At 55.7% G+C, this 22,807-nt stretch carries 23 protein-coding genes; 5 read left to right on the plus strand and 18 right to left on the minus strand.

Annotated features, from left to right (window positions below):
- Window positions 1–118: 118 nt before the first annotated feature.
- The 6 genes from fliM to era all read right to left on the minus strand — a co-directional run bounded on the left by fliM (window position 119) and on the right by era (window position 5,283).
- Window positions 119–1,096 (minus strand): flagellar motor switch protein FliM, encoded by a 978-nt coding sequence (fliM, locus tag DPF_RS05520; protein WP_069857870.1) that lies wholly within the window; start codon window positions 1,094–1,096, stop codon window positions 119–121.
- A gap of 157 nt (window positions 1,097–1,253) precedes the next feature.
- Window positions 1,254–1,769, minus strand: coding sequence for a flagellar basal body-associated FliL family protein (locus DPF_RS05525; RefSeq protein WP_069858755.1), 516 nt, complete (start codon window positions 1,767–1,769; stop codon window positions 1,254–1,256).
- Between the two features lie 87 nt (window positions 1,770–1,856).
- Window positions 1,857–2,588: an OmpA/MotB family protein gene (locus DPF_RS05530; RefSeq protein WP_069857871.1), complete on the minus strand. Its 732-nt coding sequence runs from the start codon at window positions 2,586–2,588 to the stop codon at window positions 1,857–1,859.
- A 52-nt stretch (window positions 2,589–2,640) separates the two neighbouring features.
- On the minus strand, window positions 2,641–3,477 hold the full coding sequence (locus DPF_RS05535) for an OmpA/MotB family protein (RefSeq protein WP_069857872.1): 837 nt from the start codon (window positions 3,475–3,477) through the stop codon (window positions 2,641–2,643).
- Between the two features lie 53 nt (window positions 3,478–3,530).
- A complete protein-coding gene (locus DPF_RS05540; protein WP_069857873.1) occupies window positions 3,531–4,286 on the minus strand; it encodes a motility protein A in 756 nt (251 codons plus the stop codon).
- A gap of 73 nt (window positions 4,287–4,359) precedes the next feature.
- The gene (gene era / locus DPF_RS05545) at window positions 4,360–5,283 is read right to left on the minus strand and encodes a GTPase Era (protein ID WP_069857875.1); all 924 of its coding nucleotides are present in this window, start codon (window positions 5,281–5,283) and stop codon (window positions 4,360–4,362) included.
- Between the two features lie 137 nt (window positions 5,284–5,420).
- Between era and topA the strand changes: the two genes are divergently transcribed.
- Together topA and DPF_RS05555 are read left to right on the plus strand one after the other, a co-directional pair.
- Window positions 5,421–7,691 carry a type I DNA topoisomerase gene (gene topA / locus DPF_RS05550; RefSeq protein ID WP_069858758.1) on the plus strand — a complete coding sequence of 757 codons (2,271 nt, stop codon included), beginning with the start codon at window positions 5,421–5,423 and terminating at the stop codon, window positions 7,689–7,691.
- Between the two features lie 10 nt (window positions 7,692–7,701).
- Window positions 7,702–8,892, plus strand: coding sequence for a GAK system CofD-like protein (locus DPF_RS05555; protein WP_069857877.1), 1,191 nt, complete (start codon window positions 7,702–7,704; stop codon window positions 8,890–8,892).
- A gap of 22 nt (window positions 8,893–8,914) precedes the next feature.
- Here the strand turns inward: DPF_RS05555 and prmC are convergent, their stop codons facing one another.
- The 8 genes from prmC to DPF_RS05595 form a co-directional block, all read right to left on the minus strand.
- Window positions 8,915–9,754 (minus strand): peptide chain release factor N(5)-glutamine methyltransferase, encoded by an 840-nt coding sequence (prmC, locus tag DPF_RS05560; protein ID WP_069857879.1) that lies wholly within the window; start codon window positions 9,752–9,754, stop codon window positions 8,915–8,917.
- A 7-nt stretch (window positions 9,755–9,761) separates the two neighbouring features.
- Window positions 9,762–10,832 carry a peptide chain release factor 1 gene (gene prfA / locus DPF_RS05565; protein ID WP_069857881.1) on the minus strand — a complete coding sequence of 357 codons (1,071 nt, stop codon included), beginning with the start codon at window positions 10,830–10,832 and terminating at the stop codon, window positions 9,762–9,764.
- A gap of 141 nt (window positions 10,833–10,973) precedes the next feature.
- Window positions 10,974–11,195 carry a 50S ribosomal protein L31 gene (gene rpmE / locus DPF_RS05570; RefSeq protein ID WP_069857883.1) on the minus strand — a complete coding sequence of 74 codons (222 nt, stop codon included), beginning with the start codon at window positions 11,193–11,195 and terminating at the stop codon, window positions 10,974–10,976.
- Window positions 11,196–11,322: 127 nt separating this feature from the next.
- Entirely contained in the window at window positions 11,323–11,967 is a 645-nt protein-coding gene (locus tag DPF_RS05575; protein ID WP_069857885.1) for a redox-sensing transcriptional repressor Rex, read from the minus strand.
- 105 nt (window positions 11,968–12,072) lie between these two features.
- Complete coding sequence (gene atpE, locus DPF_RS05580) at window positions 12,073–12,396, minus strand: ATP synthase F0 subunit C (protein WP_069857887.1); 324 nt, start codon at window positions 12,394–12,396, stop codon at window positions 12,073–12,075.
- 57 nt (window positions 12,397–12,453) lie between these two features.
- Entirely contained in the window at window positions 12,454–13,164 is a 711-nt protein-coding gene (atpB, locus tag DPF_RS05585) for a F0F1 ATP synthase subunit A (RefSeq protein ID WP_069857889.1), read from the minus strand.
- Window positions 13,165–13,168: 4 nt separating this feature from the next.
- A complete protein-coding gene (locus DPF_RS05590; protein WP_069857891.1) occupies window positions 13,169–13,585 on the minus strand; it encodes an ATP synthase subunit I in 417 nt (138 codons plus the stop codon).
- Entirely contained in the window at window positions 13,566–13,778 is a 213-nt protein-coding gene (locus DPF_RS05595; protein WP_439951200.1) for an AtpZ/AtpI family protein, read from the minus strand. Before DPF_RS05595 ends, DPF_RS05590 begins: the two co-directional genes overlap by 20 nt.
- Before the next feature lie 409 nt (window positions 13,779–14,187).
- On the opposite strand from DPF_RS05595, the gene DPF_RS05600 reads away from it, so the two are divergent.
- A complete protein-coding gene (locus tag DPF_RS05600; protein ID WP_069857895.1) occupies window positions 14,188–16,668 on the plus strand; it encodes a Lon protease family protein in 2,481 nt (826 codons plus the stop codon).
- Window positions 16,669–16,901: 233 nt separating this feature from the next.
- Window positions 16,902–19,307 (plus strand): mechanosensitive ion channel domain-containing protein, encoded by a 2,406-nt coding sequence (locus tag DPF_RS05605; protein WP_176724175.1) that lies wholly within the window; start codon window positions 16,902–16,904, stop codon window positions 19,305–19,307.
- 42 nt (window positions 19,308–19,349) lie between these two features.
- Here DPF_RS05605 and DPF_RS05610 read toward each other — a convergent pair whose 3' ends face one another.
- The gene (locus DPF_RS05610; protein ID WP_069857899.1) at window positions 19,350–19,979 is read right to left on the minus strand and encodes a LysE/ArgO family amino acid transporter; all 630 of its coding nucleotides are present in this window, start codon (window positions 19,977–19,979) and stop codon (window positions 19,350–19,352) included.
- A 147-nt stretch (window positions 19,980–20,126) separates the two neighbouring features.
- Here DPF_RS05610 and DPF_RS05620 point away from each other — a divergent pair, with 147 nt between their 5' ends.
- Window positions 20,127–21,023: a LysR family transcriptional regulator ArgP gene (locus DPF_RS05620; protein ID WP_069857903.1), complete on the plus strand. Its 897-nt coding sequence runs from the start codon at window positions 20,127–20,129 to the stop codon at window positions 21,021–21,023.
- 198 nt (window positions 21,024–21,221) lie between these two features.
- Here the strand turns inward: DPF_RS05620 and DPF_RS05625 are convergent, their stop codons facing one another.
- The 3 genes from DPF_RS05625 to DPF_RS05635 all read right to left on the minus strand — a co-directional run bounded on the left by DPF_RS05625 (window position 21,222) and on the right by DPF_RS05635 (window position 22,792).
- The gene (locus DPF_RS05625; RefSeq protein WP_069857905.1) at window positions 21,222–21,653 is read right to left on the minus strand and encodes a response regulator; all 432 of its coding nucleotides are present in this window, start codon (window positions 21,651–21,653) and stop codon (window positions 21,222–21,224) included.
- A 108-nt stretch (window positions 21,654–21,761) separates the two neighbouring features.
- Window positions 21,762–22,409 carry an ATP-binding protein gene (locus tag DPF_RS05630; RefSeq protein ID WP_069857907.1) on the minus strand — a complete coding sequence of 216 codons (648 nt, stop codon included), beginning with the start codon at window positions 22,407–22,409 and terminating at the stop codon, window positions 21,762–21,764.
- Complete coding sequence (locus DPF_RS05635) at window positions 22,406–22,792, minus strand: response regulator (RefSeq protein ID WP_069857908.1); 387 nt, start codon at window positions 22,790–22,792, stop codon at window positions 22,406–22,408. Before DPF_RS05635 ends, DPF_RS05630 begins: the two co-directional genes overlap by 4 nt.
- Window positions 22,793–22,807 lie beyond the last annotated feature (15 nt).

Here is a 22,807-nt window from a genome sequence, read left to right on the forward strand (position 1 = left end):
ATGAACCATCTCAGCGACTGGTCCACGCCCATACCTTGTCCGGCACGTCATGAGTTCACAGGGATCTACACAGTCTTTCGAAGACAACCCCACTCCTGTGCAATTCGTCAGGTTGCCCCTAAAAATGGGTTTCCTCTTCCTTGAAAATCTGAAAGGCCTTGTTACCTTTGACCACTCCCGGTCTTCCATAAAACTTGAGCACCCCCTGAATCTCTGCCTTGAGCAAATCATCTTCATCCGCATCCAGAAGGATAATGTCCCCCACATCCAGGTTAAGCAATTGACGACCACTGAGTTGGCAGGTCCCCAAGGTGACATCCATGGTCACCGGAGTTTCCATGAGCCGGTCTTTGAACCTTGAAATCCATGCGTGATCGACCTCAAGTCGTTCCGACTGAAAAGCAGCGTATAATTTGGCCCGAATGGGTTCGATGGTCGCATAGGGCAGGGCAATGAGCATGGACCCAATGGAATTTTCCAATTCCACTTCAAAAGAAATAACAACAACCACATCACTGGGGGGGACAATAGTTGCGAATTGAGGATTGATCTCCGATCGTACCAGCTCAATATTCACTTCATGCACTGGGCGCCAGGAATCCTCCAGGTTGGTCAGCATAACCTTGACCACAGTGTCAATGATGCGCTGTTCAATAGGGGTGAAATCTCGCCCTTCCACCTTTGGCTGCGAACCCGCGCCCCCGAAAAAATTTTCCACCAGGGCAAAAACCAGTCTGGTATCCACAATCAAAATGGCGTTTCCCCGCAGGGGCTCAATTTTGAAAATATTGATGCTGGTGGGCACGGGCAGTGACCGCATAAAGTCCCCGAACTTGGACATGTCAATAGACACGGGATTCACGTCAACCCGCTTGCGTACGGAATTGGCCAATGCGTTGGAAGCCAAACGCGAAAAGCGATCATTGATGATCTCCAGAACCGGCATGCGCCCACGAATGATGCGATCCTGGTTGGCCAGGTCAAAGGCGACGATGTCCCCTTCATCCACAGCAATGTCGTCATCAACTTCTATTTCACCGCCTGATAACCCCCGCAACAGGGCATCGACTTCATCCTGGTTCAGAATCTTGTTCATACCGCCTCACAAGGCTTTGGGACGAATCATCAAAAAGGTGCTGGCCGGCTTTTTCATAACGAGATGACAAGGGTGCACAAGCACTCACACGCTACCGAACATTTCCGGTCACCTCCGGGAACACCACAAGGTGTTCCCCAAGAGCTCGGCCTGCCACCTACTGTATGATAAACTCCGTGAAATAGACATTGGACACATTGCCGTTGCCCACGATCTGCCCCAACCGAGAAATGATTTCATTCTTCAGGGCGATCTTGTTTTCCATGGAGGCAAGATCTGAATAGGACTTGCTGGAAAGCAACAGCAACAAAGCGTCCTTAATCCGGGGCATGGCCTTTTCCGTTTTTTCAAGAACACTCTTGTTCTTGACCTCTATTTCCAAGGACAGCTTGAGATACCGTCGTCCCAACGGATCCGCCAAATTTACAACAAAGGGAGGCATGGAAAAAAGCTGAGGCTGGGAACCGACCTCTTCTGGCGCCTGCGTGGATGCGGGATCACTTCCATCGGGCACAGCGCTCTGGTCCGCAGGATTTCCCACAGGCATTCCGACAAAATGCTGGTAGGCGAAAAAGCCTCCGGCACCCACACCAAGCAACAGCAATAAAAGAATCAGCCACTTCAGAAGACCTGATTTCTTTTTCACTGGAGCCTCGACTTCCTTGTTTATCATATCTGCCACGACTCTATCCTTGTTCATGGTATAAGGGAATGCACATGCCGGATATGCCAGCAACAGGCTTCCAGCCTGAGATCCCTGCTAAAGATAGGTAAATGAACCGGTCTTGATCAGAATTTCAATACGTCTGTTTTGGGCACGCCCCTCGGGGGTTGCGTTATCAGCAAGGGGAAAATGCGGGCCGTATCCTGACACGGAAAACCGTTTGGCCCGCATACCCATGCCCACAAGGGAACGCAAGACTGACATGGCCCGACGTGCCGCGATCTCGTAGTTGTCGATCGTCTTCGCCGGGATGGAATCCGTATACCCTGCCAGGTTTACCGAAGCGGTGGTTGTCATCAAAAACCGACCGATTTCATGCACCAGGCTTTCACCTAGCGGCGTAAGAGTGGTCTGGCCCAAAGGAAACAAAATGCGATCCGTCAAGACAAGTGCCACGCCTTCAGGCCGATTGAGCACCAGCAAATTGTTGTCCAGGGTGCTGCGGGAAATACCCGGCGGCAGGACCTCGTTGGGAAAAAGGAGATCCTTGATGCGGTCGGGCTTGTTGATGGCGTCGAGGGGATCTTCCAAAAGTTTGCGCAGGATCTCGTACCGGGATTCGATCCGACCAGCCCCGGGCTCGGTCAACGAACTCACATTGCGCTTAAAAAAGGAGGCCACCTCCATGATAACGGTCTTGTCCATGGACGACATGGACAAAAGGAGCACAAAAAAGGTCAGCAGCAGGGTCATCAGATCCGAAAAAGTGACCAACCATCCACCGCCGCTGCCTCCCGTGGAGACTCCCCGTTCCCTTTTCCTCGCCATTACTGTTCCCTAAGGTGCCGACAACAACCAGCGAACCGCCTGTCAATCACACTCATTTGGCTTGCGTTGCGTTGAAGGTAAAGATGAAATCATTATACATGAACCGACCCTCCTGGTGCTGACCGTCACTACCGGCCTTGCGGGCCATCTCATGGCTCCAGTCAGTATTGCGGCGATCCAGGACAAACTCAACCCGTCTGTTGGCCCGTCGGCCCTCGGGTGTGGTGTTGGTCGCTCGGGGCCTGAACCTGCCAAAGGCTTCCATGCGAAGTTTTTCAGGCTGGATACCACGGGCAACAAGGGTTCGGTACACATTTAAAACCCGCTGCAACGAAAGATTCCACGAAAGGTCAACGCCCTTGTCGCTTTGGCCAGCCACATACGCCGAGGAGAGTTCTGATCGCAGCGATGCCGTGTGTCCTGTTATAAGCAGCGGATATTTCACCTTACGCACAACCGGCACTATCCGCCCAAGGATTTCCAGCCCTCTGGACGAAAGATTGCTGCTGCCCGGATCAAAAAGCACTTCGGTATCAACGGAAAAAACCTGGATGAACCGATTGGACTGGAAATCAAAATCCTGGCCGTCATCCTCCCAGATCAGCTCGCGCAACGGCTCCAGATCTTCGGCAGGTAAATTTTCCAGCGGACCGGACTCCTTGACGGAACCGGCCGCCTTGGTGGTCAAGGGTTGCACACTACCCGCGCTCGGGCCAAAAGAGCCCATGATGGAACCGATTGATGTCTTGGTCTTACGTTCATCCATGAGTGAGGCCAAGCTGAGCAACAACACAAAAAAGGTCAGCAGCAGGGTCATCAGATCCGAAAAGGTGATCAACCATGCGGGGGATCCGTCATCCGACTGAGTGGTAGTACGTTTTCTGCCCATGCAAAGGTCGCCTTGGCTCCCGTTTTGATATTCGGTCGATGGTTGCCAACCCGTCACTCGTTGATGGTACGGCTCTTGGGAGGCAGGTAACTATTGAGCTTTTCTTGAATTATCCTGGGATTTTCACCTTTAGAAATGGACAAGACACCCTCGAGGATCATTTCACGAATCAGGACTTCTTCCTTGCTCCGCAGCCTCAATTTCCCGGCCAGGGGGTTGAACACCAAATTCGAGAGGACAGCCCCGTAAAACGTGGTGATCAGGGCAACGGCCATGGAAGGCCCTATGGTGCTTGGATCGTTCATGGTCTGGAGCATGAGAATGAGGCCGATGACCGTGCCAATCATGCCCAGAGCCGGGGCAAAGGCCCCCATGACCGAGACCACTTCAGCGCCGTTGCCATGGCGTTCTTCCAGGTAGGCGATTTCCGTTTCCAATATGTCCCGGATGATCTCCGGCTCCAAACCATCCACCGTGAGCTGAAGTCCCTTTTTGAGATACTCGTCATCAATCTCCTTGATCACCGGTTCCAGAGAAAGGATGCCTTCTCTGCGGGCACGCTTGGCGTAATCCATGAACTGCTCGATGATTTCGGCCGGGGATTCAAGTTTGCTGAATATCGTATTCTTGATCACCCCCATCACCCCAAGGACATGGCCCAGAGGATAGTTGATCAGGGTGGCACCAATAGTTCCTCCAACCACGATGAGCAGTGAAGGGATGTTGAAAAAAAGGAGAATGCTTTTGCCAATGGCGCCCAGGACAAGACCAAAGGCCAGCAAGATCCCAATTATTGTTGCAAGATCCATGAACCGCTCTGCATGTTAAATTATTGACATTCCCGAAGACCTCAAAAGCAAGAATCAAACCAAACCTAAGGAACTATCCCAATCCCAATCCGGTCAGAAACTGACGATCTTCGGTCCACCGCGATTTCACCTTGACCCAGAGCTCCAGAAAAACCTTGGAGCCCACAAGCTCAACAATCTCGGGCCGGGCCATGGACCCGATTCTTTTCAGGGTGCGCCCGCCCTTGCCGATGATCATGCCCTTGTAACCGGCCTTGGAAACATAAATGGTTGCCACAATGGTGAGCAATCCCGTTTCCGGATCCTGTTCCCACGCATCAATGTCCACGGCAACATTATAGGGCAGTTCCTCCTGCAGGGTCAGAAACAGTTTTTCCCGGATGATTTCCGTAACCATGAACCGCAGGGGAAGGGTGGAAAGCTGATCCTTGTCATACAAGGGCATGCCCTGGGGAAGGGTTGCCACAATCATGTCCATCAGCCGATCCACATTGGTTCCCTTGACCGCGGATACAGGAAAGACATCCGTGCCCGGCCACTGCTCCTGGCACCGGGCCAGCAAGGAAAAAATCTTTTCCTTGGAAGAGATCTTGTCGATCTTGTTCAGAACCACGAACAGAGGAAGGCCGGACTTGGCCAGATTTGTGGCCACGGAAGCCAGATCCCTGTCCCATTGTTCGGGTCGCGTGGCATAACGCCAGCCATCAAGCATGAGGATGACCATGTCGGCCCCATAAAGGGCCTTCCAGGCCGCATCGACCATGCACCGGTTCAGCCGCAACCGGCTCCGGTGGATGCCCGGGGTATCCAGAAACACGATCTGGGCGTCATCCCGGGTATGGATGCCGCTTATCTGGTTTCTCGTGGTCTGGGGCTTGGGGCTGACAATGGCCACCTTCTCGCCGATGATGGTATTGAGCAGGGTCGATTTGCCCGCATTGGGGGGGCCGATCAGGGCAACGACACCTGATTTGAACGGTTGTTGATTCTGTTCCATGCACACTGTCCTTGGGTTGTGGGGTCACGGCCGAACGGTCATACCGCTGCCATGGGGATCTGCGCGGTAGCAAGGCAACCCCCTGCCGGGAATTTTTCCTTGCCCTCGCGCTGGTCCATAGCTATACGCCCCCCATTATGGGAAAAGATTTAATCATAGTCGAGTCACCTGCAAAGGTGAAGACGATCAAAAAGTTTTTGGGCAAGGGTTATGCTGTAGAAGCCTCTGTGGGACACATCCGCGACCTGCCGACCAAGGTTCTCGGAGTGGACGAGGAACACGATTTTGCGCCGGATTATCAGATTATCCCGAGCAAGAAAAAGGTGGTCAGCACATTGCGGGCCGCGGCCAAAAAGGCGGAAACCGTGTATCTCGCCCCGGACCCGGATCGCGAAGGTGAGGCCATTGCCTGGCACATTGCCGAGGTCATCAAAAAGCAGAACAGCAATCTAAAAAGAATCAGCTTCAACGAGATCACTGCCCGGGCCGTGAAACAGGCCCTGGCCTCCTCCTCCGAGCTGAACAAACACCTTTTCGACTCCCAGCAGGCCCGACGTATACTCGATCGCATCGTGGGGTACAAGATATCTCCCCTGCTCTGGAAAAAGGTCAAGCGGGGCATCTCTGCCGGCCGGGTCCAGTCCGTGGCCCTCAGGCTCATTGTAGATCGAGAAAAGGAACGCCAGGCTTTTAAGCCCGAGGAATTCTGGGTTTTTTCCGTGCTTCTCGAAGGACCCACACCACCGCCTTTTGAATGCCAGCTGTGGAAAGTCGACGGAGCCACCCCCCAAATCGGGTCGGCCCAACAGGCGCAGGCGCTTGAGCAAGCCATTGCCCAGGCTGATTTCAGCGTCCACAAGGTCGTTGAAAAGGAACGCAAGCGCCAGCCCCGCCCCCCCTTCATCACTTCCACCCTGCAGCAGGAGGCCAGCAACCGCTTGGGTTTTTCCGCCAAACGAACCATGATGGTCGCCCAGAAGCTCTACGAAGGGGTAGACCTGGGGGACCGGGGAACCACGGCCCTTATCACCTACATGCGTACCGACTCCGTGCGCATTTCCGACGAGGCCATGGAAACGGCCAAGTCATGGATCACCCAAACCCTTGGCCCGGAATATTATCCCGACAAGCCCCGAAGGTTCAAGACCAAGGGCAGCGCCCAGGACGCCCATGAGGCCATCCGGCCCGTTGATCCCCTGCTCACGCCCCAGGAGGTGGAGCATTTTGTCTCCAGGGAGCAGGCCCGGTTGTACAGCCTCATCTGGGAGCGGTTCATGGCGTCCCAGATGGCTGCCGCCCGATTCTGGGACACCACGGTCACGGTCAAGGCAGGGGACACCTTGTGGAGAACCAAGGGCGAACGGCTCATCTTTCCCGGGTTTCTCAAGATCATGCACAAGCCTGCCAGCGAAACAACAGCAGCCGCCAACATCGAACTTCCCCGCCTGGAACAGGGCATGGCCCTTACCATGCGCAAGCTGAACAAGGAGCAGAAGTTCACCCAGCCCCCGCCGCGGTTTTCCGAGGCATCGCTGGTGCGCAATCTGGAAAAGCTGGGTATTGGCCGCCCATCCACCTACGCGACCATCATTTCCACCCTCAAGGACCGGGAATACGTGGCCGTAAGCCAGGGCCATTTCGTGCCCACGGACCTGGGCACGGTGGTCAGCGACCTTCTGGTCACCCATTTTGCCCAGCTCATGGACGTGGACTTTACCGCCCACATGGAAGAGGACCTGGACAAAGTGGCTGAAGGCGGTCGGGACTGGGTGGCCCTGCTTAAGGACTTTGCCAAAGATTTCTACCCCACCCTGGACAAGGCCACCAAGGAAATGGCTGCCATCAAGGCGGGACTGGAAACCGATATTCCCTGTCCCAAATGCGCCAAACCCCTGGTCATCAAATTCGGCAAAAACGGTCCCTTTCTGGCCTGTTCCGCCTATCCTTCCTGCAATTTCACCAGCAATTATTCCCGAGACGAAAAGGGAACCATCCACATTGAAACCGACAAGGACGCCGGCAAAAAAATGGGCACATGCCCCCAGTGCGGCGGCGATCTCATCCTCAAGAAGGCCCGCACAGGAAGCAGGTTCATTGCCTGCAGCAAGTACCCCGACTGCCGGTACACCCAATCTTTTTCCACGGGTGTTCCCTGCCCCAGAGAGGATTGCAACGGCGAGCTGGTGGAAAAAAGCTCTCGCAGGGGCAAGGTCTTTTACGCCTGCAACCAGTATCCCAAGTGCGACTATGCCGTCTGGGACTGGCCCGTAGCCGAGACCTGTCCGGATTGCGGATCCAAGATCCTTGTTCGCAAGACAACCAAATCGCGGGGGCTTCATCTCGCCTGCCCGGAAAAGGGGTGCAAGTACTGGCGCCAGCTTGAAGACCAGGCTGAAGATCAGGAGTGATGTTCATCCCATGCAGGCCGAATTCACACAACGACGCAATCTGCCCGATCCAACCGTGTTGGAACGGTATGCGCGAACCCCGGATATTGGCCCGAAAATCCTCTTTTTTTCAGGCGGATCTGCCTTGCAGGGCCTTTGCCGGGAGCTTGTCACCTACACCCACAATTCCATTCACCTCATCACCCCGTTCGACTCGGGCGGGAGCTCGGCTGTGCTGCGCAAAGAATTCGACATGCCCGCCATCGGCGACATCCGCAGCCGGCTCATGGCCCTGGCCGATCGGTCCATGCGTGGCAATCCCCAGATCAGGGCACTGTTCTCCCACCGACTGCCCAAAAACAGCTCCCAGGGAGCACTTGAGCGCGAAATCCATAAGATGATCTTCGGAGATCATCCCATGGTCCGGATCATACCGCGCCCCATGCAAACCATTATCCGGCGCTATATCCGCCGCTTTTACGACAATATGGATCGTTTTTTCGATCTGCGGGGCGCCAATATCGGCAATCTTGTGCTTACGGGCGGGTTTCTTGCCAATGACCGGGATCTCGAGTCCATTTTGTTCGTGGTTTCCAACCTCATCAAGGTGCGGGGCCATGTCACGACCATTGTTGACGCCAACCTGCATCTTGGTGCCCGCCTTGCCGATGGCTCACTCGTCCTGGGACAGCATGCCCTCACCGGTAAGGAAGTCCCCCCCATTGCCAGCCCCATTGCCGATATTTTTTTCTGTTCAAGCCTGGATCATCCCGACAGGGTGACCTGCTCCCTTTCAGACCGGGTGAGCGATTTGATCCAAACGGCCGATTTGATCTGTTTTCCCATGGGCAGCTTCTATACCAGCCTGGTGGCCAATCTTCTTCCCCAGGGCGTGGGCAGGGCCATTGGTGCAGCCACCTGCCCCAAGGTATATATCCCCAGCACCGGGACAGATCCTGAATGCCTGGGCATGAGTGTGGCCGATCAGGTTCGCACCCTGATCCGTTATTTGTGTCAGGACGATCCCGCCACCATCACCCCCAAGGATGTGTTGGACTTTGTGCTTGTCCATTCGGATCCCCGGGTCTATCCTGGCGGGCTTGACCTAGCCTTGCTGCACAACCTGCCCCTGCACATTCTGTCCACCCAGCTGGTGAACCCGGACAAGGGGGCAGCCATCAATGCCGCCACGCTGGCCGACATCCTGGTATCCATGGCATGAGGCCATGGCTGCAGCACCTCCTTTAGAGGATCGCGTGCACGAACCGATCCCTGCCTCCCAGATCCTTGTACACGGTGCACTCAGCCCAGTTGCCAAAAAGTCTGCTGACCAACCCGCCCTGTTTCCATCCCATTTCCGCCCACAAGCTCCCTTGTGGCTTGAGAACGGTTCGCGCCTGGGCCTCGATACGACGCAGGCAATCCATGCCGTCCGGGCCAGCCACAAGGGCCTTTTGGGGCTCGAACTCCGCAACTTCGCGACTGAGATCGGCATATTCCGCATCACTGACATACGGGGGGTTGGTGACCACAAGATCCAGAGACAAGGGAAGCAGAGATGTTGCCAGGTCACCACGTACCATCATGAGTCTTTCAAGAACACCGTGTTTCCGGGCATTGTGACGGGCCACGTCAAGGGCTCCTGCATCAATATCCACGGCAACACCCCGGGCACGAGGAAAAAGGTGCGCCAGGGTCACGGCAAGGGCCCCGCTCCCCGTGCCCACGTCGGCAAAAACAAAAGCGGCATCAGGATCAAGGGTCGTGTGAAGATGCTCCACCAGCTCTTCTGTTTCCGGCCGGGGAATGAGCACCCGGTGATCGACCATGAAATCAAGCCCATAGAATTCCTTGTGCCCCACGAGATAGGCAACAGGTTCTCCACGGGACCGTCTGGTCACCAGACGGTCAAAAACCTTGCGCTGGAGGGAACTGACCTCTTGCAAAGGCTCAAGCATAAGGTCCAAACGTGAAAGGCCCAGAACCTTGGCAAGAAGGATCTGGGCTGAAAGACGCGGACTATCGACTGCGTGGTGGGCAAGCAGGGCTTCGGCCTGACGGAGGATTTCCAGAACGTGGGGCATATCCCGGCTACGGCTGAACGTCCTGCTGCATGGCTTGGGTTTGGTGGTGCCGGATCAGGGGTTCGACAACATCATCAAGATGCCCCTGCATGACATGGTCAAGATTGTACAGGGTCAGGTTGATGCGATGATCCGTAACCCGGCCTTGGGGAAAATTGTAGGTCCGGATGCGTTCGGAACGGTCGCCACTACCCACTTGGGATTTGCGCTGGGCATTGTACTCGCTTTGCTGCTCGTCCTGGGCTTTCTGGAAAAGCCGGGCACGCAGCACGGTCATGGCCTTGGCCTTGTTCTTGATCTGGGATTTCTGATCCTGGCAGGTCACCACCAGTCCCGTGGGAATGTGCGTGATGCGCACAGCCGAATCCGTGGTGTTGACACACTGACCACCCGGACCCGACGCCCGGTACACATCAATGCGCAGATCTTCCTGACGGATATTCACTTCCACTTCTTCGGCTTCGGGAAGAACCGCAACAGTCACGGCCGAGGTATGCACACGTCCCTGGGATTCCGTGGCCGGCACCCGCTGCACCCGATGGGTTCCTGATTCAAACTTGAGGCGACTGTAAACCTGTTTGCCCGTGATGGAGGCAACAACCTCCTTGAACCCGCCTGTACCGGTCTCGTTGGCGTCCATGAGTTCCACCTTCCAACCCATGATTTCCGCGTACCGGTTGTACATCCGGAACAGATCCGCGGCAAACAGGGCCGCTTCCTCGCCACCGGTACCGGCCCGGATTTCAAGGATGATATTCTTGGAATCCAGGGGGTCCTTGGGAGTGAGCAAAACCTGAAGCTTTGCGTCCAGTGCCTGTATCTGTTCTTCCAGCTCGCTGCGCTCCATGGCGGCCAGCTCTCTGATTTCGGGGTCGGCATCCTTGAGCATCTCGTCATTTTCAGCAAGCTGCGTGTGGATGGATTTGTACTCCTCGAACACGGCCACGATTTCGGAAAGTTCGGCATGTCGCTTGGTCAGCTTGGCATACCGTTCCTTGTCGTTGAACACTTCAGGCGAGCTGAGTTCCCGCTCGATTTCCCTGAATTTCCGTTCTATGTCTTCAAGCTTTCCGAACATGGTTCATCCTGCATCGTATCCAGACAGCAAGTCCAGGGTCCTTTCAAAGGGAATCCCTGGACTTGCCATACTGCCAACGTGTTAATCATTGACCTTCCCCACTGCAGGCTTGCATGCACTGCGCAAGGCCAGAAAAATCACCTACTTGTTACCTTCTTTGACAAACTTTGCATATTTCTTGCGGAATCTGTCGATACGGCCAGCCGTATCAATGAACTTCTGCTCGCCGGTGAAAAAGGGATGGCAATGGGAACAGATTTCAACTTCAATGGTTTCACCCACAGTAGACTGGGTGTCGAATTCAAAGCCGCAATGGCAGCGTACCTTTGTATTATACGTCTTGGGATGAATTTTTTCTTTCATGTCTACCTCCGTTATTCTAGGAAACGGATTGGCTAGCACTCAAAAACAAAAATAGCAAGCGCAAAAATGCGCCTGCCTGCAAAGCGTCCTGGCATTGTATCGGGAAAAAGGAAATGTTGTTGAACCGCTAGAAAAGGCCTTTGGAAAGATTCAGGGAGATATTGAAGGCCACGGAAAACAGATGGTGGATAAAATCAACATATTCCACGGCAACATTTTCCGGCACATCAATGCGTACCGGAGCAAAATTCACGATCCCCTTGACGCCCGCTTCAACCAGATAATTGGCAGCCCGCTGGGCCCGCTTGGGCGGCGTGGTGATGACCCCGATTTCAACGTTGAGCTCCTGGGCAAGCTCCTGCAACCGCTTGGAGCTGTACACTTCAAGCCCTGCGATTTCTTCACCGATCTTGAACGGATCACAATCAAAGGCCCCCACGACCATGAACCCGCGTTTGCGCAGAATCTTGTGCCGCAACAGGGCCCTGCCAAGGTTGCCAACCCCCACGAGAGCCACATTCCAGATCCGGTCAATCCCCAGGGACTGTTTGATGGCCGTGAGCAGATCCTGGACATAGTATCCGACACCACGGACTCCAAATTCGCCAAAATAGGCAAGATCCTTGCGGATCTGTGAAGGATTGACTCCGCAAGCCCTTGCCAGTCCCTCGGAAGAAATAACCTTTTCCCCTTCCTGGCTCAAGGTCTCCAGGATCTGGACATAGGCGGCCAAACGCTGGATGGTAGCTCGTGGTATGCGTGTGCTCTTCACCGAATGTACCTGCTATCTACGTATTACGTGAAATTTTGAACAAACACCAAGACATGAAAGGGAGGCTCGCGAAAAGCCTCCCTTTCCGGAAAACAAGCGATCAGTCTAGCCAATGAAAGGATTGGCAAAGAGCAGGATCAGATTGACAACCAGAGCGTAGATGGCCAGAGATTCGATCATGGCCAGACCAACGAGCATGGTGACGGTGATCTTACCGGAAGCTTCGGGATTACGGGCGGTACCTTCACAGGCAGCCTTGAGACCAAGGCCCTGACCAATACCACAACCGGCAGCGGCAAGAGCCATACCAAGAGCAGTGGCCAGAGAAGTCATGGAGATAACGGAAGGAGCGGCTTCAGCGGCAAAAGCGGCACCAGCGACTGCAACCATGGCAATTGTGCTCAGAACAACCATAAGACCTTTACGCATGATACTTTCCTCCAAACGATGTTATATAGTTGTGGTCGAACGACCATTTCCCCGATATTAGTGGGCTTCGGAAAAGGCACCCTGCAGATAGACCAGGCTGAGCATGAAGAAGACAAATGCCTGGATGCAGTCGGCCAAGAGGAACAGGAAACACATGGGCAGAGTGGAGACCACCGGAGCCAGGATGAAGAGCAAGGCCAAGACGATGTCTTCACCCATGATATTTCCGAAAAGCCTGAGGGTCAGCGAAAGAGGACGGGCAAAGTGACTGATGATCTCAATGGGGAACATCAGCGGAGCCAGCCACCAGAAGGGGCCCATGAAGTGCTTGATGTACTTGAGCCCGTGCAGCTTGAAGCCCCAGAAATTGTAGTACAGGAAGACAAATACGGCCATGGCCGCGTTGGTGTTCACGTTGGCCGTGGGGGCATCACCGCCGGGAAGCATGCCAAAGAGGTTGCTGCACAGGATGAAGATGAACAGGGTACACAACACCGGAAACACCTTCCGGCCGTTCTCACCCATGTTGGCCACGACAAAATCTTCCAGGGATCCGATCAAAAACTCGAAGAAGTTCTGAAATCCGCCGGGAACCATTGAAATTTTCTTGCTGGCCATCCAGCCGACAATAAAAAGCCCGGCCATGATTGTCCACGCATACAGAACATTGTTGGGGATCAACAAGTGCCCGTGTGCATCCACGAGAAAGGGTGCAACAAGTTTGACCGCTTCTTCCACGAGAAAGATCGGGTGCAGATTAGCCGCCATCGTCCTAAGCCTCCTTCAATTTTTGCCCTACGAAATATTTCGCGCCATACATCAAGATATTGACCAACACCAGTGACAGGCCCGCCAGCAACGCCACCACCGAGGCCCCGCACCAGACGATAAGTACGTACAATGCCACACCGGTCAAGCCAAGACGGGTGTAAAAGCCGAACAGCAAGAGAGACACTGACCCCTGATGAAGAAAGATCAACCCCTGAATCACCTTGGCCAGAGCATAAAAATTCAGGGTTCCGATCAACCCGCCGGCAACAACATCAAGGGGCCAGGCAACCAGCAGGCCGGCAGGCAGAAGGACCAGCAGGACCAGCGTCAGAACAATCTGGTTGCGAACAAGCCAGCGCACTTCTTCATTCCTGAAACCGTGCCTGAAAAGGTAACGATCAATGGCCGTTGTTGCCATGTGTACCCCTGCCCCCATCCTGTTCCTGAAGCTTCTTGACTTCCAGATACATATTCTTGAACCCTGCGGCGATTCCGAAAACCAGAAAGATGAGCAGACACCAGGGTTTGGTTCCGAGCCATTTGTCCAGAAAATACCCCATGGCCAGCCCGACAAAGGTGCAGGTCACAAGATTGATCCCGACAACGCTCATGTTGCCCAGCGTCGCGAAATAGTTTCGATCTTTCCTATTCTTCTTTTGAAAGAACATGGTTTTCACTCGGGGGTTCCCAAAAAGACTGGTCTGCACGGAGATCGCGCAAACATTCACAAGATGCGCAGAGCTACCACAGAGACCTTGGCCAAGTCAACGCATGAATCGTGTTTTTTATCCTTTTTTTCCTGCTGTCCCGGGTGACACAGCCCTTCCCGGCCCCGAACAAACGGGATTTTCTGCCGCCCCGGCCCAACGACCGAAGCTTGCTTCCCGTCGGGGCACTCCTTATAAGCCAACGAGCTTCGCACGGGCTCTGGTCCGGCAAGCTCTTTTTGCGACGGCCTTTTTTCCCCCGAAAAGGCGTCCTGTCAAGCAATCTTCGGGGACCTCATCATCTGGAAAACGCATGTCAAAACGAACCTGCCGACTCAAGGCCAACCAGCTCACAACCCGACTCAATCCGCGCAAGGTGCCCGCACGCGCCCCAAGGCCCGAGGGGCTGCGTCCCTTCCAACCCCGCGCCCTGCAGGCCCTCAAGCTCGCACTCAACATCAGAACCGTTGAATACAACATCTATCTTGCCGGAGAACCGGGACTGGGACGCAGTTATCTGGTGAAAAATTTTCTCGCCCCCCTGGCCGCACAAGAACCCGTCCCTTCGGACTGGATATATACCTTTAATTTCAAGGATCCGGATCGCCCCCGGGTCATCGCCCTGGACCCAGGCCAGGGGAGAAAACTCAAGCAGGAGCTCGCCAAGGCGATCCGGAACATTCGCCACGACCTTCCTGCCCGATATGAACACGAATCCTATGTCACAAGGCATGACGCCCTCATCAATGCCTACAATCTCAAGAGGGACAAACTTCTCGAAACCATGGAAGCCCGGGCCAATGCCAGGGGCTTCAGCCTCCATGCCGACGAAGACGGCTCCTTGTCCCTGTACCCCCTGGTGGAAGGCAAGGTACTTGCCCCCGACGAATACGAACGTCTGGACCGTACCCTGCGCCAGGATCTCAAGCAGCAGAGTTCCGCCATCATGGACGAGGTCATAGATCTTTCCAGACAGATCAACAAGGAAGAACAAGTCTTCAGGGATCAGGAACGGGAACTGGAACGGGAAGTGGCCCGGTCAGTGGCTACAAGCGATCTGGAGGAGCTGGCAAGGGAGTTTGCCGCCAACGGAGAAGTCACTACGTATCTCAAGGATCTGATCAGGGATATCGAGGAACATCTGGACAAATTCCGGGAACGGGAAAAACCCGGCTCGCCCGAAGGAACCCAGGATTTTCCCCCGGACATGGCCAACTTTTTTCAACGCTACGACATCAACCTGTTTGTGGACAACGGGGATCAGCAGGGTGCACCTGTCATTTTCGAGACCAACCCGGGATTTTTCAATCTTCTCGGCTGTATCGAACGGGAAACCGAATGGGGAACCTACTACACGGACTACACGCTCATCAAGGCGGGCAGCATCCATCGGGCCAATGGGGGGTATCTGATTTTGTATGTCAATGATCTTCTGGCCCATCCCGTGGCCTGGGAAGGGCTGTTGCGCTGTCTCAGGTCGGCCCGTTTGCGCGTGGAAGACCCCACTGACCACTATGATCTCATCCGGACCAAAACCATTGAGCCCGAACCCATCCCCATGGACCTGAAGATCGTTCTCATCGGTGATGACGAGATGTACGAAATGCTCCTGGAGCAGGAGGAACGGTTCAGAAAATATTTCAAGATCAAGGCCCATATCCAGGAAACCGTATTCCGGACCCCCGAGACCGTGGCCGCCTATGTGGGTGCATTGCGTCACATTATCACGGAAAACGGATTGCACCCCTTTACCAAGGAGGCCCTGGCCCGGCTTGTGGATCACTCGTCGCGACTGGCCCAGGATCAGGAACGGTTGTCCCTGCTCTTTTCCCGCATGCGGGAAATCATGATCGAGGCCGATGCCCTGCGTACAATGCGTTCCCAATCCACGGTCACCGTGGACCTGGTCAACGAAACCCTCAGGGCGGGCGAGTACCGGCTCAATCTGTATGAAGAGGAGTTCCTGCACGAGTACGACCGGACCGTGATCAAGGTGCGTACCCAGGGGGAGGAAGTCGGACGGGCCAATGGATTGTCCGTGAGCCAGATAGGCGACTATGTCCTGGGTCTGCCCCACGAGATTTCGTGTACCGTGGGTGTCGGTCACGGCGGCATCCTGGATCTGGAACGAGAAGCCGAACTGGGTGGCCCCATTCACACCAAGGGGATGATGATCCTCAAAAGCTATCTTCTGGATCTCTTTGCCCAGGACAAGCCCCTGGTGCTCACCGGAAGCCTGTGTTTTGAACAGAGCTACGCCCATGTGGACGGGGATTCGGCCTCGGGCGCGGAACTGGCAGCCCTGCTCTCTGCTCTGGCCAATGTGCCCATCCGACTCAACTTGGCCTTTACCGGGGCCATTTCCCAATCAGGGGCCATCCTGGCCGTGGGCGAGGTTACCCGCAAGATCGAAGGCTTTTTCAATGTCTGCAAACGTCGGGGCCTTACCGGCGACCAGGGCGTGCTCATTCCCTGGGACAACAAGCCCCAGCTCATGCTCGGGGACGAGGTGGTCAAGGCCGTGGAACAGGGCATGTTTCACATCTACGCGGTCAGGACCATTGAAGAGGCCATGGAAATCCTGACGGGCGTCAAACCCGGCAGACGCCTCAAGCACGGGGGCTTTTCCAAGGGCTCCCTTTACGAGGCCGTTGACGAAAGATTGGCCGAACTGGCAGAATTGGCGGACATGAACCGCCCCCGAAGACGTCGCCGCAAACAGACGCGGCCCGAGCCCAAAGAGACTCAGGCCGTGTCAGACAAAGACTCCACAGCAGGCAGACCGACAGCATAAACGGATCAGGAGCAGACGCCCGGGGGCAGAGCAACCCTTTTCAGGCATCAGGAATCCTGACATGACAGGGGGTACAGACACCATATCCCTGAGGACTATCCCTTTTGTCCCGGGGCATCCGGGGGATGCCCGCACCCCGACACCGGATCATGTTCAGCAAACAGTCCCGGCCATGTGTCGATCAACCTTGATGTTTCATGCGTTTTACCTTCACCCGCCAACAGGACCAGACCATGCACTCCCTTCAACGTCCCGGTTTTCGATTCTGGCTGACAGCCCTTTTCCTGACTCTGCTGGCCATTGCAGGGCGTATCCCCGGATACGCCCTTGCCCAGGACACACCGTCCAAACATGACCTGGAAACCACGGCCACCGAGGAGGCCAGGATTGCCACCTATTTTGACGCAACCCTTGGTGAAATCCAGGAATTCATTGATGCCCGCGCAGAGACCTCAGCCCAGGTCCGGAAAACACTTGCCAACCTGGCAACCACCCAGCTCCGACTCGAACAGGAACTCCGCCAGATCAAGGGCATGGCCAGGATCGTCCAGGGAAAACCGTATGAAACCAGGGGCATTCTTCAGGACCTGAAAAGCCTGCGCAAGGAGATACGGGAAACACGCGGCCCGGCTGAAAACCTGTTCCATGAATTGAGCGCCCGCCAGAACAAGATCGGCCTGTTGGCCATGGAAACTGATCAGCCCTGGACCAGGGAACTGCCTTCTTCCCTGCAGAGCAAGCTGGCAGACCTCAAACGCGCCCTGACTCAAAGCGAAAAGGAAATCAAGCAGCACCAGGTCAGACTGGGCAAGGCACTGGAAGCCATCAAGGCACTGGATGACCGGGCCCAGGAAACCCTTGTCTCCATAGAAAAGGTCCTTCCGGGGTTCTGGAAACGGCTGCTCTTCTCGCCCAGGGACAATCTGCTGGACAGAAAATCGTGGCAGGACGCGCCTTCCGAACTGAAAGCCTGGATCGCCGAACTCCCCACCCTGCTGCGGATCCAGCTGCCCGGCTCCAGCGGGGAGTGGATCGACTGGGTCGGCAAGGTGCTTGTCTACTGGATTCTGATCCTGACGGCCCTGTTTCTGGGATTGCGCCGAACAGTCATCTGGCAGCGCATGATCAAGGCCCGGTCGGCAAGTCACATCCACATTCCCTGGATATGGGGTTCCCTGGCCCTTGCCCTGTTGAGCGCCTTTTTCACGGCAGGCTACCGCCAGACCACATTGCAACTGGGCCTCATCTATCTGACCCTGTTCTATGCCATCATGCGCGCGGCCTGGACCGGCAGGATGTTCGAACAGGCCGTGGGCTACATGTCGCCCTTGCGCCCGGTGTTTCTCCTGTTTGCCGGAGCCACCATCCTGCAGCTGCTGGATCTGCCTCAGGTTCTGGCCTCGCTGGTCTGGCTGTTTGTACTGGGCGCGGCCATGGCCCTGGCGCGCAGACTCCAGGCCCCCTTTTTCCTGGAAAGGGCCATAGCCGGAATCACGCCGACCATCTGTCTGATCCTTCTTGTTCTGGCCCTGTTCGGCCTTTTGCAGCTTTCCCTGCTTCTGGCCCAGATAGGGGCACTGACCTGCCTGTTCCTGCAGGTCGTCATCGTGGTCACCAGCTGGCTCAGGATCAGTGTTGAACGGCTTCCAGCCACCCTGACCATGACCATTGTCAAAAGCCTTGTGGTCGGGTTTGGCTCCCCCCTGATCTGGATTCTTGGTATCTCGGCCATCCTGGGCTGGCTGACCATGCACATGGGCAGTGATTTCGTGTTCCAGCGCATTTCCACCATGAATCTGAGCTGGGGCGAATACTCCCTGAACTTTTTTCGTTTCGCCGTGATCATTGTCCTGTTCTATCTGACCCATGCCTTTGGAAACATCTGGGGACAGATTCTGGACCAGAAATACTTCCGCTGGTCCAGGATTGATCCCGGCATCATCGCATCCCTGCGAACCACAGGGGGTTATGCCATCTGGATCATCAGCGGGATCATTGCCGTGAACATCATGGGCATCAGGCTGACCTCCCTGGCGGTCATTGCAGGTGGTCTTTCCGTGGGTATCGGTTTCGGTCTACAGAACCTGACCAACAACTTTATCAGCGGACTGATCCTGCTGTTCGGACGAACCATCCAGGCCGGGGATGTCATTCAGATCGACCAGCTCTGGGGCAGCGTCCTCAAAATCAACATCCGCAACACGGAAATCCGGACATTTGACAATTCCATCATTTTTGTTCCCAATTCCGAGCTCATCTCCGGCCGGTTGACCAATTGGACCCATCGCGGAGACTGCCGGCTGCGCCGGGACCTGCAGGTGGGCGTGGCCTATGGATCGGATATCGAGCTGGTCAAAACAACGCTGCTCCGCGTGGCCAAGGAGCATGCCCACGTTCTTGCCGACCCAGCGCCCGCGGTCCTGTTCAAGGCATTTGGAGCCAGCTCCCTGGACTTTGTCCTCAGGGTCTGGGTGGATCACATTGATTTTTCCCTGTCCACCCTTTCGGATCTGCACGAGGCCGTGAACCATGCCTTTGCCCAGGCGGGTATCGAAATCTCCTTCCCCCAGATGGACGTCCATCTCCGGGACACGGTCCCGTTCCATGTCACCTTCCGGGAAGACACTTCCAGTTCATGACCTGATACCGATCCCTGGACAAAAGGCGCGGGCTCATCCCGATCAGTGCGCGGACAGGGAAGGCATCAGCTGACGAAGGACCATGGTGACGGCGATCCCCCACATGGTCAGGCAGACAAACCCGTCGAGAAACCGCCAGGTAAGGGGCTTTTTGAACAGGGGAGCCAGAAACTGGCCGCCAAAACTCAGGCTGAAAAACCAGCAAAACGAGGCAGTGGCCGCTCCCAGACCGAACAGGTATCGTCCGGTTCCAGCGAACTGCGTGCTGATCCCTCCCAGAAAAAGGATGGTATCCAGATAGACATGGGGATTGAGCAGAGTCACGGCAAGGGTGGTTACCACCGCCCCTTTCATGGTCAGACGCCCCGCCTCGGCCATGTCCAACTGCCCGCCGCGCAGGGCCGACATCAGAGCGCGCCAACCGCACCAGAACAGGAACAGGCTTCCCAGCCATCCCAGCCAGCTCACCAGACCGGGACGGGCCAGGGCTGCGGCTCCGACACCCACAACACCGAGACTGATGAACAGGACATCAAACACGAAACAGATTCCAGCGACCAGATAGTGGAAGTTGCGGCGCACCCCCTGGGTGAGAACAAAGGCGTTTTGCGCGCCAATGGCCACAATCAGGCCACCGCCCACGCCAAACCCTTCCCAAAAAGCAGAATGCATATGATCTCCTTGGTTTGTACACAGAATCCGGCAACCATAGCCTGTTCCCGGACAAGGAGACAGCAAATCTTTTGCAAGGCGATCAAAATTTTTTCATGACCAGCACCATCCCACATTGCACTCACACTTCCAACCCGGCATACCATCATGCTTGATTACAAACTGCTTGAGGCCCTGGCAGCCGTTGTCCAGGAAGAAGGCTTTGACAAGGCCGCAACCACCCTGCACCTGACCCAGTCCGCAATCTCCCACCGCATCAGGACCCTGGAGGAACAGACCGGGCAGACGCTGCTCATCCGGGGAGCCCCTCCCCGGCCGACCCCGGCCGGACAAAAGGTGCTCAAGCATTTCCGCATGGTCCAAAGCCTGGAAAGCGACCTTGAAGACGTTTTCCTGCTCCGCCCCCGGGACGGATTCATCTCCCTGGTCCTCGGGATCAATGCCGACAGCCTGGCCACCTGGTTTCTCCCTGCCATCCGCCCGTTTCTGGACCGGGAGCACGTTCTGCTGGACCTGCTCGTCAAGGACCAGGACATCACCCACCAACTCCTTGCCAACGGCGATGTCATCGGATGCATCAGTTCCAAGGCCGAGCCCCCGGCAGGATGCACGGCCCACCCCCTGGGCGTCATGACCTACAGGCTCATGGCCACGCCAGACTTTATGGCGACCTGGTTTCCCAACGGATTGACCCGGGAAGCGGCAACCCGTGCTCCGGCCGTAATCTTCAACCGCAGGGACGGGCTGCACCACGCCATGCTCTGCTCCCTGTTTCCGGAATTTTCCCATGCCTTTCCGGCCCATTACATCCCGTCTTCCGAACAATTCGTCCGGGTCATCATGCAGGGACATGGGTACGGACTCATCCCTGATCTGCAGATGAAGAAACTCCGGGAAGCGGACAGCCTTGCGGAGTGCGCCCCGGGGAAGGCCATGCCCATCCCGCTGTTCTGGCACACCTGGAGCCGCCAATCGGATCTTCTTGCCCGATTCACCTCGGCCCTGGTACAAGGCGGGGCAGACGTTCTTGAGCCCATGACCTGAAAACGGCGGAAGCCCCATCCCTTCTTCCGTCATGACCCATCGCGCCTGACAATCCAGGAAATGACCACGCAGCCGCCTGATCCCGGCCCCCTAGTGCCCGTCACGGGCTTGGTCCACAAAGCTCGGGAACCTTTTTTCCCAATAAAAAAGCCGTCTTGCGACGGCTTCTTGGAAACAGAGTCTAAGGGAAAATACCCATCACCACCCCTTGGATTCCAGAATTTCATTGATCTTTTTTTCGTTCTTCTTCTGGACGATGAGCATCTTTTTTTCCTTGGCCGCTGCGATCTTTTCCGTCAGGGCTTTGAGGTCAGCCGGTTTTTCCAAAAAATCCGTGGCCCCGATCTTCATGGCCTCGATCCCTTTTTCCACCGTGGCATGACCCGTGAGCAGAATGATCTGGGCCTCGGGATGGCTGGCCTTGATCGCCTTCAAGGTTTCCAATCCATCAATATCCGGTAGCTGAAGATCAAGCACAATGGCATCATAGGAATCCGTCCCCACCATCTCAAGGGCCTGCTGCCCGGTGGTTGCCGTGGCCACGTCCATGCCACGCACCTGCATCCTTTCAGCCAAGGCACTCAAAAAATCCTTTTCGTCATCAACAAGCAATACCTTTTCCCTGGACATAGTCTCTCCTTTTTTCGTCTTCCTCGTTCACGTTGACCATGAACCGTGTTCAGGCAAGGCCATTTACTTTCCTGGCCGGGATACGACGTGGTGCGCAGCCCTTGAGTTTCAAACACTCCGAAAACGCAGCCTGGTTGCCGCCTTGTCTCCACCGTCCTCCCGCTCGACAACAGCGCCGACAGCAACGGCAAGAGACTGAATGGCAACAGGAGTATGCTCCAAACCGGGCCTGATTGCAATAATCGGCCCCTGGTCGTCCTGGACAACCTGCAAGGCAATGGTTTCCCCGGAAGCAACCACAGACAGGAGATGTTCGAGACAGGTCACCAGCAAGTGCATGACCAGAAACGGCTGGGCCTTGATGACAACAGGTGCATCCGCCTCACAGGTCATCACAACGCCCCGATTGGTGGCAAACCGTCTGCACAGCTCAAGGACATAGGCACACAACTCCCCGAGATCAATGCGTTCCTCCACATGATCAGGGCTGTGGGCAAACCGGTTCAGCCGTTTGACAATACAGTCCATGCGCTGCACCTGCTCGCCAATGGTCTGGTTGATCCGCAGAACCCGCTCCACGGGCAGTTCCCGCCCCTGCTGCTGCAGCATGAGCAGATCTTCATGCAATCCGTTTTGTTCGTTGATCACCGCCAGGCAGTTCTTGATCTCGTGGGAAATGCTGGCGCACATCCGGCCGAAAAAAGCAAGCTCGTCCTTCTGGTGGCACGCGTGGTTTGCAACCTCAGAGGTGGTCATGACAGATGGTCTCCTTGATCCTGCGTCTTCCCGGCCATGGTCTTTTCCAGGGTATCCACCAGGACCTCCAGTTTCAGGGGTTTCATGAGATAGAACGAGGCCCCGCTTTCGCGCCCCTGCCGAAAATCCGATTCCGAACCATGGCCGGTCACAAAGATGAACCGCAGCCCAGGAGACTTTTCCTTGAGCATACCCATGAGTTCAAGCCCGCTGGTCTTGGGCATTTTCACATCCAACACCGCGATATCAAAATCCTTTTCCTGCACAAGCTCAAGGGCCTTTTCCCCGGAGGTGGCCCACTCGGCGCGTATGCCCCGAAACCCCAGACGCTCGGCCAGGGTACTTACCAATTCCTCTTCATCATCAACTAACAGTATATGCACGTCTTCTTACTCCCC

Origin of the sequence: Desulfoplanes formicivorans (assembly GCF_001748225.1) — a bacterium.
Classification (GTDB): domain Bacteria; phylum Desulfobacterota; class Desulfovibrionia; order Desulfovibrionales; family Desulfomicrobiaceae; genus Desulfoplanes; species Desulfoplanes formicivorans.

Excerpts from the sequence above, each read along its gene's own strand:
- DPF_RS05535 (WP_069857872.1), bottom strand. The coding sequence starts at position 3,477 with ATGGGCAGAAAACGTACTACCACTCAGTCGGATGACGGATCCCCCGCA.
- atpE (WP_069857887.1), bottom strand. The coding sequence starts at position 12,396 with ATGCGTAAAGGTCTTATGGTTGTTCTGAGCACAATTGCCATGGTTGCA.
- DPF_RS05600 (WP_069857895.1), top strand. The coding sequence starts at position 14,188 with ATGTCAAAACGAACCTGCCGACTCAAGGCCAACCAGCTCACAACCCGA.
- DPF_RS05530 (WP_069857871.1), bottom strand. The coding sequence starts at position 2,588 with ATGGCGAGGAAAAGGGAACGGGGAGTCTCCACGGGAGGCAGCGGCGGT.
- DPF_RS05610 (WP_069857899.1), bottom strand. The coding sequence starts at position 19,979 with ATGCATTCTGCTTTTTGGGAAGGGTTTGGCGTGGGCGGTGGCCTGATT.
- topA (WP_069858758.1), top strand. The coding sequence starts at position 5,421 with ATGGGAAAAGATTTAATCATAGTCGAGTCACCTGCAAAGGTGAAGACG.
- fliM (WP_069857870.1), bottom strand. The coding sequence starts at position 1,096 with ATGAACAAGATTCTGAACCAGGATGAAGTCGATGCCCTGTTGCGGGGG.
- rpmE (WP_069857883.1), bottom strand. The coding sequence starts at position 11,195 with ATGAAAGAAAAAATTCATCCCAAGACGTATAATACAAAGGTACGCTGC.
- prmC (WP_069857879.1), bottom strand. The coding sequence starts at position 9,754 with ATGCCCCACGTTCTGGAAATCCTCCGTCAGGCCGAAGCCCTGCTTGCC.
- DPF_RS05620 (WP_069857903.1), top strand. The coding sequence starts at position 20,127 with ATGCTTGATTACAAACTGCTTGAGGCCCTGGCAGCCGTTGTCCAGGAA.
- atpB (WP_069857889.1), bottom strand. The coding sequence starts at position 13,164 with ATGGCGGCTAATCTGCACCCGATCTTTCTCGTGGAAGAAGCGGTCAAA.
- DPF_RS05630 (WP_069857907.1), bottom strand. The coding sequence starts at position 22,409 with ATGACCACCTCTGAGGTTGCAAACCACGCGTGCCACCAGAAGGACGAG.
- DPF_RS05525 (WP_069858755.1), bottom strand. The coding sequence starts at position 1,769 with ATGATAAACAAGGAAGTCGAGGCTCCAGTGAAAAAGAAATCAGGTCTT.
- DPF_RS05595 (WP_439951200.1), bottom strand. The coding sequence starts at position 13,778 with ATGAGCGTTGTCGGGATCAATCTTGTGACCTGCACCTTTGTCGGGCTG.
- prfA (WP_069857881.1), bottom strand. The coding sequence starts at position 10,832 with ATGTTCGGAAAGCTTGAAGACATAGAACGGAAATTCAGGGAAATCGAG.
- DPF_RS05625 (WP_069857905.1), bottom strand. The coding sequence starts at position 21,653 with ATGTCCAGGGAAAAGGTATTGCTTGTTGATGACGAAAAGGATTTTTTG.
- era (WP_069857875.1), bottom strand. The coding sequence starts at position 5,283 with ATGGAACAGAATCAACAACCGTTCAAATCAGGTGTCGTTGCCCTGATC.
- DPF_RS05540 (WP_069857873.1), bottom strand. The coding sequence starts at position 4,286 with ATGGATCTTGCAACAATAATTGGGATCTTGCTGGCCTTTGGTCTTGTC.
- DPF_RS05555 (WP_069857877.1), top strand. The coding sequence starts at position 7,702 with ATGCAGGCCGAATTCACACAACGACGCAATCTGCCCGATCCAACCGTG.
- DPF_RS05590 (WP_069857891.1), bottom strand. The coding sequence starts at position 13,585 with ATGGCAACAACGGCCATTGATCGTTACCTTTTCAGGCACGGTTTCAGG.
- DPF_RS05605 (WP_176724175.1), top strand. The coding sequence starts at position 16,902 with ATGCACTCCCTTCAACGTCCCGGTTTTCGATTCTGGCTGACAGCCCTT.